Genomic DNA, 14784 nt, shown 5'->3' on the forward strand with positions numbered 1-14784 from the left:
GAGCTCCTACAGGAGACCTATGTAGGAGCTGCCGAAGGCTGCGATCTTTTGATCTTCTAAATGAAATAAAAAAGCCCCGCCAGGTTTTCACCCGGCGGGGCTTTTTATTGGCTTTCGGAATCAGACGAGCGGTTTAGGCTCGTGTTCTTTTTCCTCGGCCGCTTGGTGATGCTCGACCGCGTCCTGAACGGAGCGTGGTGCTTCGGCGATCACCGACTCAACCACGGCCTCTTCAGTCACCGCAGCAACTTCGACCACTTCAGCCGCCGGAGCAGCAGCGGCAGCCAGTTCGGCTTCCTTCTGCAGGCGCTCGGCTTCACGCTTGCGGCGACGCACTTCACGTGGGTCGTTCGGTGCACGGCCGTTTGGCGTCAGGGCGCTGACCGGCGTGGCCTCAACCACTGGAGCAGGCTCTTCGGCCACCACAGGTGCTTCGACCGGTGCTTCAACGACTGGCGCTGGAGCAGGTGCAGGAGCTTCAACCACTGGCGCGGCAGCCTTGGCTTCTTCAACCACCGGGGCTTCAACGACTGGCGCTGGCGTTTCAGCGACGGCAGGCTCGGCAACCCAGTTGAACGCGGTCTGTTCTTCGCGAACTTCACGCACGCTTTCGGTCACGGTTTCAGCGACGGTTTCAGCAACCGGCTCTGCGGCCACGACTGGCGCCTCAGCGGCGGGTTCTGCAGCGGCTGCAACCTGAGGCAGTGTTTCTTGAACCGGTGCCACTTCGACTTCCGGAGCAGCAACCACTTCCACCGGGGTAGTGGCCTCAACGACCGGCGCTTCCACTGGAGCGGTTTCTTGAACAGCGGCGGTGGCGCGTTCGGCTTGCTCGTGAGCCTGTGCTTCGGCCGGAGCGCTGATCACGCTGCTGGCCACAGCGGCGGTCACGGCCAGGCCGGCAGCCAGATCGGCAGCGCTTGGAGCAGCGGCGTTTTCGCCGGACTCGGATTCTTCCGAACCTTCGATCACGTTGCCGTTGGCATCACGCTGACGCTCGCGACGATTGCTGCGACGGCGCTGACCACGGGAGCGACGACGTGGACGATCGCCTTCGGCGTTGTCCTGACCGTCTTCCGGCAGTTGCTCTTCGTTAGTGTTCACTTCTTCTTCAGCGACGGCAGCAGCGGCCTGCTCGGCGCGCGGTTGACGCTCTTCACGCGGCGGACGCGGTGCGCGTTCTTCGCGTGGCTGACGGGCCGGACGCTCTTCTGCGACCACGGCGGCAGTGGCAGCCGCTACGGGTGCAGCCGGAGCGGCGTCCAGAGGCTCGCGCAGTTCACGCACGCGCTCTTCACGCTCGCCACGTGGCTTGCGGTCTTCACGTGGAGCACGTGGCGCACGTTCTTCACGTGGAGCGCGTGGAGCACGTTCTTCGCGAGCGGCTGGCGCCTCGCTGCGGGCTTCACGTGGCTCGCGGACTTCACGGGCTTCACGTGGCTGACGCTCTTCACGCGGCTCGCGTGGGGCGCGTTCTTCACGCGGTGCACGTTCTTCGCGCGGCTTGCGCTCTTCATCGCGGCGACCGTTACGGTTGCGGCTCTGCTGACGACCGTTGCGACGCTCTTCGTTGCGGGCCGGACGCTCGGTGGCCGGTTTTTCAACGACGACCGGCGCGGCTGGCTCTTCTTTGGTAGCGAACAGACTGACCAGCGATTTCACCAGACCCTTGAACAGGCTTGGCTCTGGCGCGGCAACCGGAGCCGGCGCGGGGGCTGGTGCGGCGACTTCGGTTGGCACTGGCGCGTTGGCGCGGGCAGGAGCTGTCTTGACCGCAGCTTCCTGGCGAACCAGGGTGCGGGTCGCAGCGGCTGGCTGGACTTCTTCGACTTCGGCAGCGGCAGCAGCGATTTCGTAGCTGGACTGGTTGGTCGCAGCTTCCGGGCTGTCGTCACGCAGACGCTGAACTTCGAAGTGCGGGGTTTCCAGGTGGTCGTTCGGCAGAATGACGATACGGGCACGGGTACGCAGTTCGATCTTGGTGATCGAGTTGCGTTTTTCGTTGAGCAGGAACGCGGCAACCGGGATCGGCACCTGAGCGCGCACTTCGGCAGTGCGGTCTTTCAAGGCTTCTTCTTCGATCAGGCGCAGGATTGCCAGCGACAGCGATTCGACGTCACGGATGATGCCGGTGCCGTTGCAGCGCGGGCAGACGATGCCGCTGCTTTCGCCCAGCGATGGACGCAGGCGCTGACGGGACATTTCCAGCAGGCCGAAGCGCGAAATGCGGCCGATCTGCACGCGAGCGCGGTCGGCTTCCAGGCATTCGCGGACTTTCTCTTCCACGGCGCGCTGGTTCTTGGCTGGGGTCATGTCGATGAAGTCGATGACGATCAGGCCGCCGATGTCGCGCAGGCGCAACTGACGGGCGATTTCTTCGGCGGCTTCAAGGTTGGTCTGCAGTGCGGTTTCTTCGATGTCGCTGCCTTTGGTGGCGCGCGCCGAGTTGATGTCGATGGACACCAGGGCTTCGGTCGGATCGATAACGATGGAACCGCCGGAAGGCAGTTCGACGACGCGCTGGAAAGCGGTCTCGATCTGGCTTTCGATCTGGAAACGGTTGAACAGCGGCACGCTGTCTTCGTACAGCTTGATCTTGCTGGCGTACTGCGGCATCACCTGGCGGATGAAGGTCAGGGCTTCGTCCTGGGCTTCAACGCTGTCGATCAGCACTTCGCCGATGTCCTGGCGCAGGTAATCGCGGATGGCGCGGATGATCACGTTGCTTTCCTGGTAGATCAGGAATGGCGCGGAGCGATCCAGCGAGGCTTCTTTGATGGCGGTCCACAGTTGCAGCAGGTAATCGAGGTCCCACTGCATTTCTTCGCTGCTGCGGCCCAGGCCGGCAGTGCGCACGATCAGACCCATGTCGGCCGGTGCAACCAGACCGTTCAGCGCTTCACGCAGTTCGTTGCGTTCTTCGCCTTCGATGCGACGGGAGATACCGCCGGCACGTGGGTTGTTCGGCATCAGCACGAGGTAACGACCGGCCAGGCTGATGAACGTGGTCAGGGCGGCGCCCTTGTTGCCACGTTCTTCTTTTTCGACCTGAACGATGACTTCCTGGCCTTCGCTCAGGACGTCCTTGATGTTGACGCGGCCTTCAGGGGCTTTCTTGAAGTATTCGCGGGAGATTTCTTTGAGGGGCAGGAAGCCGTGGCGCTCGGAGCCGAAATCGACAAAGGCAGCCTCAAGGCTTGGTTCGATGCGAGTGATACGGCCTTTGTAGATGTTGGCCTTTTTCTGCTCGCGTGCACCGGATTCGATGTCCAGGTCGTAGAGGCGTTGGCCATCTACCAGTGCAACACGCAACTCTTCGGGTTGAGTTGCGTTAATCAGCATTCTTTTCATGTAGTACCGTCGGTTTCCGGGCTGCCGGAAACGGCGTTCGGCACACACGACTTCTCACGGTCGGTGTCAGGTGCGTCGGGAGTGGTTGGCCATTCCCGTGTCCAGCGATGTCAGGCCAATTGGGCCGATATCGCGACGTACGCGTCCTGCTTGCTGTGGCTACTTAAGCACTCAGTCAGGAGGAGGAATCAACCAGCGGCTGTGGACGAGATGAAGCGTCTTGATAAAGCCTATTGCTACACAGTCCGGCGGTTGTGCATCTCCACCCTACACGTATCCCTGATAATTCGGGTGCTGCCGCGCGCAGAATCCGCAGCGGGTTGGCATTTACCGTGAGCTCCGAAAGGGGAGGTCACGCATCATGGCTAATTCAGGCGATGTTTCCGAAGCCTTCGCTCGGGGTCATCTGCAGCTGACTGCACTTTGTGAACTGGCCTTGAATATGTGCCTGTCAGGCGAGTGAAAACTCTGCTCGACGGTGTAATTCAGGCCTCATGTCACCTGCGCTTGTTACAACTGCAAACTCCACCGTTACGTAGCGAAAGCCCCGTAGGACGGCCTCGCGTCCTGGTGAATTGCGTTGGTCAGGGCCGGTTTTTGACCGTGGTTCCGCTGTCCAGGCCGCTTTTGGCGGCGTTCGCGACTATAGCAGCAATGATTAAGTGCTTCAATTCCATAAAAATTGTTATCATCCGCGGCATGACAACTACTGCCCCTTCGACTCCAGGCGTTCAACTGCTTGAAGTCTCGCCGGAGTATGCCGGCCAACGAATCGACAATTTCCTCCTTGCCCGGCTCAAAGGCGTGCCCAAGACCTTGATTTACCGCATTTTGCGTAAAGGCGAAGTGCGCGTGAACAAGGGGCGGATCAAGCCCGAATACAAGCTGCAGGCCGGCGATATCGTGCGCGTGCCGCCGGTTCGTGTGCCTGAGCGCGACGAACCGGTGCCATTGGCTCAAGGCCTGTTGCAGCGTCTGGAAGCCTCGATTGTCTACGAAGACAAAGCCCTGATCGTGATCAACAAGCCCGCCGGCATTGCGGTTCACGGCGGCAGCGGCTTGAATTACGGGGTGATCGAAGCCTTTCGTCAGTTGCGTCCCGATGCCAAGGAGCTGGAGCTGGTTCATCGTCTCGATCGTGACACTTCCGGCCTGCTGATGATCGCCAAGAAGCGCAGCATGTTGCGGCACTTGCACGCCGCCTTGCGTGGCGATGGTGTCGACAAGCGCTACATGGCACTGGTGCGTGGCAATTGGGCGACTTCGATCAAGCAAGTCCGCGCGGCACTGGGTAAAAGCAACCTGCGCTCCGGGGAGCGCATGGTCGAGGTCGATGAGGAGGAGGGCAAGGAGTCGGTGACGGTGTTCAAGGTCCTGCGCCGCTTTGGCGACTTTGCCACTCTGATCGAAGCCAAGCCGATCACCGGGCGCACCCACCAGATCCGCGTCCACACGTTGCACGCCGGGCATTGCATTGCCGGCGACACCAAGTACGGCGATGACGGTTTCAGCAAGGAAATCCGTGATCTGGGCGGCAAGCGCCTGTTCCTGCACGCCTACATGCTGACCGTGCCACTGCCCGATGGCGGTGAGCTCAAGCTGCAAGCCCCAGTGGATGAAATGTGGGCCAAGACCGTGGAGCGATTGAGTGCGCCCATCTGATTACAAACTGCTGATTTTTGATTGGGACGGCACCCTCGCCGATTCCATTGGTCGGATTGTCGAGGCGATGCATTCGGCGTCCGCGCGCTCCGGTTTCGAGTTGCGCGATGATTTTGCCGTCAAGGGCATCATCGGTCTGGGCTTGCCCGAGGCGATCCGCACCTTGTACCCGGACATCAGCGATGCCGAAATGACCCTGTTTCGCGAGTACTACGCCGATCATTACATCGCGGCAGAAGCCGTGCCTTCGCCGCTGTTCGAGGGTGTGGTCGAGTCGATGGCGTCGTTTCGCGAGCAGGGCTATCACCTGGCGGTCGCGACCGGCAAGAATCGTCGCGGGCTGGACCGGGTGCTCAAGGCTAATGGCTGGGAAGATTATTTCGATATCACCCGCGCCGCCGACGAGACCGCGAGCAAGCCGCATCCGTTGATGTTGGAGCAGATTCTCGCGCATTGCGGCGTGCGGCCTGAGCAGGCGCTGATGGTCGGGGATTCGTCCTTCGATCTGCTGATGGCGCGCAATGCGGGCATGGCGTCGGTGGCTGTCAGCTATGGCGCGCAGTCGATCGAGTCGCTGCAGCAGTTCGAGCCGCGCCTGTCGATCGACCGTTTTAGTGAATTGCACGCCTGGCTGGGGCAGCAGGCTTAATACGTTTTTGCTGGGGTACAGCGCATGACCGACGAATGGAAAGCACCGGCCAAGGCAAGTGCCGACGACGGTGACGAGAAAAGCTGGAAGCTGCTGGAAAAGACTTTGCTGGCCAGTGTGCAGGAGCAGCGTCGCTCACGGCGTTGGGGGATCTTCTTCAAGCTGCTGACGTTTGTTTATCTGTTTGTTGCGCTGATCCTGTTCACGCCGCTGATGGACATGGAGAAGAGCGCCACCCGTGGCCCGAACTACACCGCGCTGATCGACGTCACCGGCATGATTGCTGACAAGGAGCCTGCGAGCGCTGACAACATCGTCGGTAGTCTGCGTGCAGCCTTCGAGGACAAGAAGGTCAAGGGCGTGATCCTGCGGATCAATAGTCCTGGCGGCAGCCCGGTGCAGTCGGGTTATGTGTATGACGAGATCAAGCGTCTGCGCGGCCTGCATCCGGATACCAAGGTGTACGCGGTGATTTCCGATCTCGGTGCGTCCGGTGCCTATTACATCGCCAGTGCGGCGGATCAGATCTATGCCGACAAGGCCAGTCTGGTCGGCTCCATCGGTGTAACGGCGGCCGGTTACGGTTTTGTCGGCACCATGGACAAGCTCGGCGTCGAGCGTCGCACTTATACATCGGGTGAGCACAAGTCGTTCCTCGATCCGTTTCAGCCGCAGAAGCCTGATGAGACGGCTTTCTGGCAGACCGTGCTGGACACCACGCACAAGCAGTTCATCAATAGCGTCAAGCAGGGTCGTGGCGATCGTCTGAAGGACAAGGAGCATCCGGAGCTGTTCTCCGGGCTGGTCTGGTCTGGCGAGCAGGCGCTGCCGCTGGGCCTGATCGATGGTTTGGGGAATGCCAGTTCGGTGGCGCGGGATGTGATTGGCGAGAAAGAGCTGGTGGACTTCACGGTTCAGGAATCGCCATTCGACCGCTTCTCGAAAAAGCTCGGTGCCAGTGTCGCTGAGCAGTTGGCGATGTGGATGGGGTTTCACGGGCCTTCGTTGCGCTGATTCGTTGTAAAGATCAAAAGATCGCAGCCTGCGGCAGCTCCTACAGAGATCAATGTAGGGGCTGCCGCAGGCTGCGATCTTTTGCTTTAAGGGATTTGCACGCCTTCGGCCAGCAACATGTCGATCAGGCGAATCAGTGGCAGGCCGATCAGGCTGGTGGCGTCAGATCCTTCGGTGGACTGAAACAGGCTCACGCCCAGGCCTTCGGCCTTGAAGCTGCCGGCGCAGTCGTAAGGCTGCTCCAGGCGCAGGTAGCGCTCGATGCGCGCCTCGTCGAGCTGGCGCATGTGCACGGTAAATGGCACGCAGTCGACCTGGCAGTGGCCGGTCTGGCTGTTGAGCAGGGCCAGGCCGGTGAGGAAGGTCACGCTGGCGCCGCTGGCGGCCAGCAGTTGCTCACGAGCCTTGTCGAAGGTGTGTGGCTTGCCGATGATCCGTTCGCCGAGCACTGCAACCTGGTCTGAGCCGATAATCAGATGAGCGGGGTAGCTGGCGGCCAGTGCGCGGGCTTTCTGTTCGGCGAGGCGCTTGACCAGTTCGATGGCGGATTCGCCCGGCTGGTGGCTTTCGTCGATATCCGGCGAGCTGCAGACGAACGGCAGGTGCAGGCGGGCGAGCAATTCACGGCGATAAGTCGAGCTCGAAGCAAGTAATAAAGGCAGCATTGACGTCTCCTGAGGCAGGCGCGAATTCTAGCGGAGGCACGCAAGTGACGGACAGGGCACAATTTCCTTTGACATGGGTGGGGGCATCCCTATAATGCTGCGCCTATGTTGAATGACCCGATTCCACCTCACGTTGACCCGCGCAAATTGGCTGACCGTGGCACCACCCTTCAAGGTGAACTGCTGCTGGCCGATTTGAAGAGACTCTGCGACCCGCTTTCCGACGATGTCGGTACGGTGCAGGCCAAATTCGTTTTTGAGCGAGATGAACGTAAATCTGTGGTGATCCACAGCTTTATCGACACCGAAGTCAAAATGGTTTGCCAGCGTTGTCTTGAGCTGGTCACCCTGCCGATCCACAGCGAATGCAGTTACGCTGTTGTGAAGGAGGGTGCGAATACCCAGTCGTTACCGAAAGGTTATGACGTGCTGGAACTGGGCGAAGATCCATTGGATCTGCAGTCACTGATCGAGGAGGAGCTTCTGCTCGCCTTGCCCATTGTGCCTGCTCATCATCCGGAAGAATGCCAGCAGCCGGCGGGAGCAGATGAGCCCGAACCGAGCGAGGACGAGGTAACGCGGTCCAACCCGTTCAGTGTATTGGCGCAGTTAAAGCGTGACCCAAACGTTTAGGAGTTAATCAATTATGGCTGTTCAGCAGAACAAAAAATCCCGCTCTGCCCGTGACATGCGCCGTTCGCACGACGCTCTCGAGGCTAGCACCCTGTCTGTAGAAAAAACCACTGGTGAAGTTCACCTGCGTCACCACGTATCGCCAGAAGGCGTATACCGTGGCCGTAAAGTGATCGACAAGGGCGCTGACGAGTAATCACTTGTCCGCTCAAGTCATCGCGATTGACGCAATGGGCGGGGACTTCGGTCCCCGCAGCATTGTTCAGGCCAGCCTTGCTTGCCTTTCTGCTACGCCCTCGCTGCACCTGACCCTCGTCGGTCAACCCTCCCTACTTGAAGAACTGATCAACGGCCAATCGGCTGCCGATCGCGCGCGCCTGACAATTGTCCCGGCGTCTGAAGTCATCACCATGGACGAAAAGCCGACCCAGGCCTTGCGTGGCAAGCCTGACTCGTCGATGCGTGTCGCCCTGGAACTGGTGCGTGACGGAAAGGCCCAGGCCTGTGTCAGCGCCGGCAATACCGGGGCGTTGATGGCGCTGTCGCGATTTGTGCTCAAGACCTTGCCGGGGATTGATCGGCCGGCGATGGTGGCGGCGATTCCGACGCAGAAGGGTTATTGCCAGTTGCTCGACCTGGGCGCCAACGTCGATTGCAGCGCCGAACACTTGTTGCAGTTCGCGGTGATGGGCTCGGTGGCGGCGCAGACGCTGGGCATCGCCCGGCCGCGTGTCGCGTTGCTGAATATTGGTACCGAAGACATCAAGGGCAATCAGCAGGTCAAGTTGGCGGCGACCTTGTTGCAGGCGGCGCGCGGCATCAACTACATCGGTTTTGTCGAGGGCGATGGCCTGTATCGCGGCGAGGCGGATGTGGTGGTCTGTGACGGTTTTGTCGGCAATATCCTGCTCAAGTCCAGCGAGGGCCTGGCGACGATGATCGCCGCGCGTATCGAGGCCTTGTTCAAGCAAAGCTTCGCTTCCCGCGTGGTGGGTGCTTTGGCCCTGCCATTGATGAAGCGTCTGCAGGCGGATCTGGCGCCTGCGCGACATAACGGCGCAAGTTTCCTCGGCTTGCAGGGCATCGTGGTGAAAAGTCACGGTTCGGCCGGGGTTCAGGGCTTTCAGAGCGCGATTCAGCGCGCGCTGATCGAGATTCAGGAGAACCTCCCTGAGCGCCTCCACGGTCGTCTGGAGGATCTGTTGTCTTAGGCGTTTTCGTCGGACAATGCTTAAATGTGACCGCCCGGTTCAAAGGGCCATCCAACTGTCAGTTTCTTGCGTCCCCCGGTGGGGCGTCACTTTCCGACGACAAGATCATTAGGGGCTTGTTACATGTCTGCTTCCCTCGCATTCGTCTTTCCAGGACAGGGTTCGCAGTCCCTCGGCATGCTGGCCGAGTTGGGCGCGGAACATCCGCTGATCCTCGAAACTTTCAAAGAAGCCTCTGAGGCTCTGGGCTATGACCTGTGGGCATTGACCCAGCAGGGCCCGGAAGAGCTGCTCAATCAAACCGATAAAACCCAACCGGCCATTCTGACCGCCTCGATCGCCCTGTGGCGTCTGTGGCTGGCTGAAGGTGGCGCGCGTCCCGCATTCGTTGCCGGTCACAGCCTGGGTGAATACAGCGCGCTGGTTGCTGCCGGCAGCCTGAGCCTGGCTGATGCGGTCAAGCTCGTCGAGCGCCGTGGCCAGCTGATGCAGGAAGCCGTTCCGGCCGGGCAGGGTGGCATGGCCGCCATTCTCGGTCTGGAAGACGCTGATGTGCTGGCCGCCTGTGCCGAAGCGGCGCAAGGCGAAGTGGTCAGCGCGGTGAACTTCAACTCGCCGGGCCAAGTGGTGATTGCTGGTGCCAAGGCTGCCGTCGAGCGTGCTATTGAAGGTTGCAAGGCCCGTGGTGCCAAGCGTGCCATGCCGTTGCCGGTGAGCGTGCCGTCGCACTGCGAGCTGATGCGTCCGGCGGCCGAGCGCTTTGCCGAATCCATCGCTGCCATCGACTGGCAGGCACCGCAGATCCCGGTCGTACAGAACGTCAGCGCGCAAGTGCCGGCCGATCTGGACACCCTCAAGCGTGATCTGCTCGAACAACTGTACAAGCCCGTTCGCTGGGTTGAATCGGTCCAGACCCTGGCCGCCAAAGGCGCCACCAGTCTGGTCGAATGCGGCCCGGGAAAAGTCCTGGCCGGTCTGAACAAACGTTGCGCCGAAGGCGTTTCGACTTCCAACCTCAATACCCCAGACGCTTTCGCTGCCGCCCGTGCAGCGCTGGCCTGAATCAGGAGAAACTTGCATGAGTCTGCAAGGTAAAGTTGCACTGGTCACCGGTGCAAGCCGCGGTATCGGCCAGGCCATCGCACTGGAACTGGGTCGTCAGGGCGCCATCGTTGTTGGCACCGCGACCTCCGCCAAAGGCGCCGAGGCCATTGCTGCCACCCTGAAAGAGCACGGTATCCAGGGCACGGGTCTGGAACTGAACGTCACCAGCGACGAATCGGTCAGCGCGGTGCTGGCGAGCATTCAGGAGCAGTTCGGTGCGCCGGCCATTCTGGTCAATAATGCTGGCATCACCCGCGATAATCTGATGATGCGCATGAAAGACGATGAATGGTACGACGTGATCGATACCAATCTGAACAGTCTGTATCGCCTGTCCAAGGGCGTTTTGCGTGGCATGACCAAAGCGCGCTGGGGCCGAATTATCAGTATTGGCTCGGTGGTGGGTGCCATGGGCAACGCAGGCCAAGTAAACTATGCAGCCGCCAAGGCCGGTCTGGAAGGTTTCAGCCGTGCGATGGCGCGTGAAGTCGGTTCGCGTTCGATTACGGTCAACTCGGTAACCCCAGGGTTCATCGACACCGATATGACCCGCGAGCTGCCGGAAGCACAGCGTGAAGCCTTGCAGACGCAGATTCCGCTGGGTCGTCTGGGGCAAGCTCAAGAGATCGCCTCGGTGGTCGCTTTTCTTGCATCCGACGGTGCGGCATACGTCACTGGGGCTACAATCCCGGTGAACGGTGGGATGTACATGTAAGTAAAATGTGACGGATTGCTTCAAAAAAATGTCATACGAGCTGTCTAAAATCCGTTATAAAGCTGCAATCTATTTATAGGCAGAGGGCCGCAGGGTTTGAGGAGTGAAGCTTTCAGTTGAAAAGCTGAAAAGCCTTTCTATACACTTACCCACTGGCCAGCTGCCTGAATTTGTCCATTAGGAGTGAAAACAAGGTATGAGCACCATCGAAGAGCGCGTCAAGAAAATCGTTGCCGAGCAACTGGGTGTTAAAGAAGAAGAAGTGGTCAACACTGCTTCCTTCGTTGAAGACCTGGGTGCCGACTCCCTTGACACCGTTGAGCTGGTGATGGCTCTGGAAGAGGAATTCGAGACCGAAATCCCTGACGAAGAAGCTGAGAAGATCACTACTGTACAAGCTGCAATCGACTACGTTACTAGCCACCAGGCGTAATAGTTTGTAATCGTTGTCTGCTGTCATGGAAAAACCGCACTGCCATCATGGCGTGCGGTTTTTTCTTTAGGCCTGATGCAAAGTCGTCATTTGAAAAAGGAGAGTGCTGTGTCGCGTAGACGCGTCGTAGTCACCGGTATGGGTATGTTGTCGCCACTGGGCACGGATGTGCCAAGCAGCTGGCAGGGCATTCTGGCTGGCCGCAGTGGCATTGGTCTGATCGAACACACCGACCTTTCTGCCTATTCCACCCGTTTTGGCGGCTCGGTAAAGGGCTTCAATGTCGAGGAATACCTGTCGGTCAAGGAAGCACGCAAGCTCGACCTGTTCATTCAGTACGGTCTGGCCGCGGGTTTTCAGGCTGTTCGCAATGCTGGTCTGGAAGTCACCGACGCCAACCGTGAGCGCATTGGCGTGGCCATGGGTTCGGGCATCGGCGGTCTGACCAATATCGAAGAAACCAGCCGTACCCTGCATGAGACGGGCCCGCGTCGAATCTCGCCATTCTTCGTGCCAGGCTCGATCATCAATATGATTTCCGGTTTTCTGTCCATTCACCTGGGTGCACAGGGGCCGAACTACGCCATTTCCACTGCCTGTACCACCGGTACGCACTGCATTGGCATGGCGGCGCGCAACATCATGTACGACGAAGCCGACGTGATGATCGCCGGCGGTGCCGAGATGGCCGCATGCGGTCTGGGCATGGGCGGCTTCGGCGCGTCCCGTGCGCTGTCGACCCGCAACGACGAACCGACTCGCGCCAGTCGTCCCTGGGACAAGGGCCGTGATGGCTTCGTGCTGTCCGACGGTGCCGGTGCGCTGGTACTCGAAGAGCTCGAGCACGCCAAGGCTCGCGGAGCGACCATCTATGCCGAGCTGATCGGCTTCGGCACCAGTGGCGATGCGTTCCACATGACTTCGCCACCCGCTGATGGCGCTGGTGCAGCGCGCTGCATCACCAATGCCCTGCGCGATGCGAAAATCAACATCGACCAGGTGCAGTACATCAACGCCCACGGTACTTCGACCCCGGCCGGCGACCTTGCCGAAGCCAACGCGATCAAGACCGTGTTCGGTGATCACGCCTACAACCTGGCGGTCAGCTCCACCAAGTCCATGACCGGTCACCTGCTGGGTGCGGCGGGCGCGGTCGAGGCGATCTTCAGTGTGCTGGCAATCAACAGCCAGGTGGCCCCGCCAACCATCAACCTCGACGAGCCGGATGAAGGCTGCGATCTCGATTTCGTGCCGCACACGGCGCGCAACATGGACATCGATGTCGTCCTGTCCAACTCCTTCGGGTTTGGCGGCACCAACGGCACGTTGGCGTTCCGTCGGTTCGCCGGCTGATGGACAGCTGGGTCGACGGTCAGCCGGCTGACGCTCTGTCGCTGAAAGATCGCGGCCTGGCTTATGGCGATGGGCTGTTCGAGACCATCGCCGTGCACGGCGGCCAGCCGATATTGCTGGATCGTCACCTGACGCGGTTGGCCGAGGGCTGCTCGCGTCTGGCTATCGCTGCGGATATTGATCGGGTTCGCACGGAACTGCGGGCCTATGCAGCGGCAATGGGCGAGGGCGTACTCAAGCTGATCCTTACCCGTGGTGATGGCTTGCGTGGCTACGCGCCCGATCCTGCGGCGCAGGGTCGGCGCATCCTGCAAGGCAACCCGCCTGCGGCTTATCCTGCCGTGCATGGCGAGCAGGGTGTGCGCCTGTTTCCCTGCGTCACGCGGCTGTCGAATCAGCCGTTGCTGGCCGGGCTCAAGCATCTGAATCGTCTGGAGCAAGTGCTTGCCCGCGCCGAATGGCGCGACGGCGAACACGCCGAAGGCTTGATGCTTGATCAGGCCGGACGCGTCATCGAAGGCGTGTTCAGCAACCTGTTTCTGGTGCGCGACGGCGTACTGATCACCCCGGATCTGAAGCGCTGTGGCGTGGCCGGTGTGATGCGTGCCGAACTATTGTTTCAGGCCGAGTCATTGGCCATCCCCACCCAAATTACCGATGTCAGCCTCGAACAGCTGCAATGGGCTGACGAAGTCTTTATCTGCAACAGCGTTTATGGCGTCTGGCCGGTACGCGCCTACGCTGCACTGAGCTGGCCGGTTGGCCCGCTCACCCGTAAACTGCAAACCATTGCCCGCGCGCTACTGGATGCCTGATTCGTGAGACGTAAATTCTTGCTGCTGCTGGAAACCGGACTGGTTCTGGCAGGGCTGCTACTGGGCGCCAGCGCCTGGAAAATTCATTCGGCGCTGGAACAGCCTCTGAACATCACGCAGGAAGAACTGCTGGATGTGCCGAAAGGCTCGACACCGACCCGCACCTTTCTTGAACTCGAAACCGATGGGGTCATCAAGGACGCCTTCTGGTTGCGCATTTACTGGCGCTTCAATCTGGCCGGCACACCGATCCATACCGGCGAGTACCGCATGCAGCCAGGCATGACCGTCAACGGTCTGATCGACTTGTGGAAGCGTGGCGAAGTGGTGCAATACAGTCTGACGCTGGTCGAGGGCTGGAATTTCCACCAGGTCCGCGCTGCGCTGTCAAAAGATGAAAAGATCGAGCAAACCCTCAAGGGCTTGAGCGACAGCGAAGTGATGGAGAAAATCGGTCATCGTGGATTGTTCCCGGAAGGTCGGTTCTTCCCGGATACCTACCGTTTCGTGCGGGGCGTTTCCGATGTCGAATTGCTGAAGAAGGCCTTTGACCGGCTCGATGAAGTGTTGGCCAAGGAGTGGGAGAACCGCTCGGCCGATGCGCCGTACAGCGAGCCTTATCAGGCGCTGATCATGGCGTCGCTGGTGGAGAAGGAAACCGGCGTGCCACAGGAGCGCGGGCAGATTGCCGGCGTGTTCGTGCGCCGCATGGCGCTGGGCATGCAGTTGCAGACCGACCCGACCGTGATCTATGGCCTGGGCGACCGCTACACCGGCAAGTTGACCCGTGCGCATCTCAAAGAGCCGACGCCGTACAACACGTATGTGATTCCCGGGTTGCCGCCGACGCCGATTGCCATGGTCGGACGCGAGGCGATTCACGCCGCGCTCAATCCGGTGGAAGGCAACAGTCTGTATTTTGTCGCCCGTGGTGATGGTAGCCATGTGTTCTCCGATGATTTGGATGCACACAACAGTGCGGTGCGCGAATTTCAGCTCAAGCGCCGCGCCGATTACCGCTCCAGCCCGGCCCCGGCAAATGCGCCGGCCGCGGCGTCCCCGGACACCGGCCCTGAGGCGCTACCGCAAGTTCCGCCTCAGGAACCTGCGCCAGCCCCTGCTGCCGAACCCGCGACGACCGCACCGCAGAACGCGCAATGACTTTGATTAAGGACTGCC

The 14784-nt window shown here is 60.3% G+C and carries 14 protein-coding genes; 12 read left to right on the forward strand and 2 right to left on the reverse strand.

Features of this window, described 5'->3' with window-relative positions; genetic code table 11:
• Positions 1–120: 120 nt before the first annotated feature.
• Entirely contained in the window at positions 121–3351 is a 3231-nt protein-coding gene (gene rne / locus KVQ82_RS08900) for a ribonuclease E (RefSeq protein ID WP_222018644.1), read from the reverse strand.
• Between the two features lie 699 nt (positions 3352–4050).
• Between rne and rluC the strand changes: the two genes are divergently transcribed.
• Genes rluC through sppA form a run of 3 tightly spaced genes read left to right on the forward strand, consistent with a single transcriptional unit; the run spans position 4051 to position 6676 of the window.
• A complete protein-coding gene (rluC, locus tag KVQ82_RS08905) occupies positions 4051–5013 on the forward strand; it encodes a 23S rRNA pseudouridine(955/2504/2580) synthase RluC (protein ID WP_007950779.1) in 963 nt (320 codons plus the stop codon).
• The gene (locus KVQ82_RS08910; RefSeq protein WP_064588686.1) at positions 5000–5662 is read left to right on the forward strand and encodes an HAD-IA family hydrolase; all 663 of its coding nucleotides are present in this window, start codon (positions 5000–5002) and stop codon (positions 5660–5662) included. The genes rluC and KVQ82_RS08910 overlap by 14 nt, the downstream gene beginning before the upstream one ends.
• Before the next feature lie 24 nt (positions 5663–5686).
• Positions 5687–6676, forward strand: coding sequence for a signal peptide peptidase SppA (sppA, locus tag KVQ82_RS08915; RefSeq protein WP_027612352.1), 990 nt, complete (start codon positions 5687–5689; stop codon positions 6674–6676).
• Positions 6677–6762: 86 nt separating this feature from the next.
• Here sppA and KVQ82_RS08920 read toward each other — a convergent pair whose 3' ends face one another.
• Complete coding sequence (locus KVQ82_RS08920; protein WP_222018645.1) at positions 6763–7341, reverse strand: nucleoside triphosphate pyrophosphatase; 579 nt, start codon at positions 7339–7341, stop codon at positions 6763–6765.
• Positions 7342–7446: 105 nt separating this feature from the next.
• On the opposite strand from KVQ82_RS08920, the gene KVQ82_RS08925 reads away from it, so the two are divergent.
• From KVQ82_RS08925 to mltG, 9 genes are all read left to right on the forward strand, one after another.
• The gene (locus KVQ82_RS08925) at positions 7447–7974 is read left to right on the forward strand and encodes a YceD family protein (protein ID WP_003204262.1); all 528 of its coding nucleotides are present in this window, start codon (positions 7447–7449) and stop codon (positions 7972–7974) included.
• 13 nt (positions 7975–7987) lie between these two features.
• Positions 7988–8170 carry a 50S ribosomal protein L32 gene (gene rpmF / locus KVQ82_RS08930; RefSeq protein ID WP_003179396.1) on the forward strand — a complete coding sequence of 61 codons (183 nt, stop codon included), beginning with the start codon at positions 7988–7990 and terminating at the stop codon, positions 8168–8170.
• 4 nt (positions 8171–8174) lie between these two features.
• Positions 8175–9185: a phosphate acyltransferase PlsX gene (gene plsX / locus KVQ82_RS08935; RefSeq protein WP_369426606.1), complete on the forward strand. Its 1011-nt coding sequence runs from the start codon at positions 8175–8177 to the stop codon at positions 9183–9185.
• 123 nt (positions 9186–9308) lie between these two features.
• On the forward strand, positions 9309–10247 hold the full coding sequence (gene fabD, locus KVQ82_RS08940) for an ACP S-malonyltransferase (protein ID WP_222018646.1): 939 nt from the start codon (positions 9309–9311) through the stop codon (positions 10245–10247).
• Positions 10248–10263: 16 nt separating this feature from the next.
• Positions 10264–11004: a 3-oxoacyl-ACP reductase FabG gene (gene fabG / locus KVQ82_RS08945; protein WP_007967600.1), complete on the forward strand. Its 741-nt coding sequence runs from the start codon at positions 10264–10266 to the stop codon at positions 11002–11004.
• A 196-nt stretch (positions 11005–11200) separates the two neighbouring features.
• Complete coding sequence (acpP, locus tag KVQ82_RS08950; protein ID WP_003175607.1) at positions 11201–11437, forward strand: acyl carrier protein; 237 nt, start codon at positions 11201–11203, stop codon at positions 11435–11437.
• A gap of 108 nt (positions 11438–11545) precedes the next feature.
• Positions 11546–12790, forward strand: coding sequence for a beta-ketoacyl-ACP synthase II (gene fabF, locus KVQ82_RS08955; protein WP_003227039.1), 1245 nt, complete (start codon positions 11546–11548; stop codon positions 12788–12790).
• The gene (gene pabC / locus KVQ82_RS08960) at positions 12790–13605 is read left to right on the forward strand and encodes an aminodeoxychorismate lyase (protein ID WP_222018647.1); all 816 of its coding nucleotides are present in this window, start codon (positions 12790–12792) and stop codon (positions 13603–13605) included. The genes fabF and pabC overlap by 1 nt, the downstream gene beginning before the upstream one ends.
• A gap of 3 nt (positions 13606–13608) precedes the next feature.
• Positions 13609–14766, forward strand: a complete 1158-nt coding sequence (gene mltG / locus KVQ82_RS08965; protein ID WP_222018648.1) for an endolytic transglycosylase MltG — start codon at positions 13609–13611, stop codon at positions 14764–14766.
• The last annotated feature ends 18 nt before the right edge of the window (positions 14767–14784 follow it).

This window comes from Pseudomonas sp. AO-1, assembly GCF_019775695.1.
GTDB classification, from domain to species: Bacteria; Pseudomonadota; Gammaproteobacteria; order Pseudomonadales; family Pseudomonadaceae; genus Aquipseudomonas; species Aquipseudomonas parakoreensis.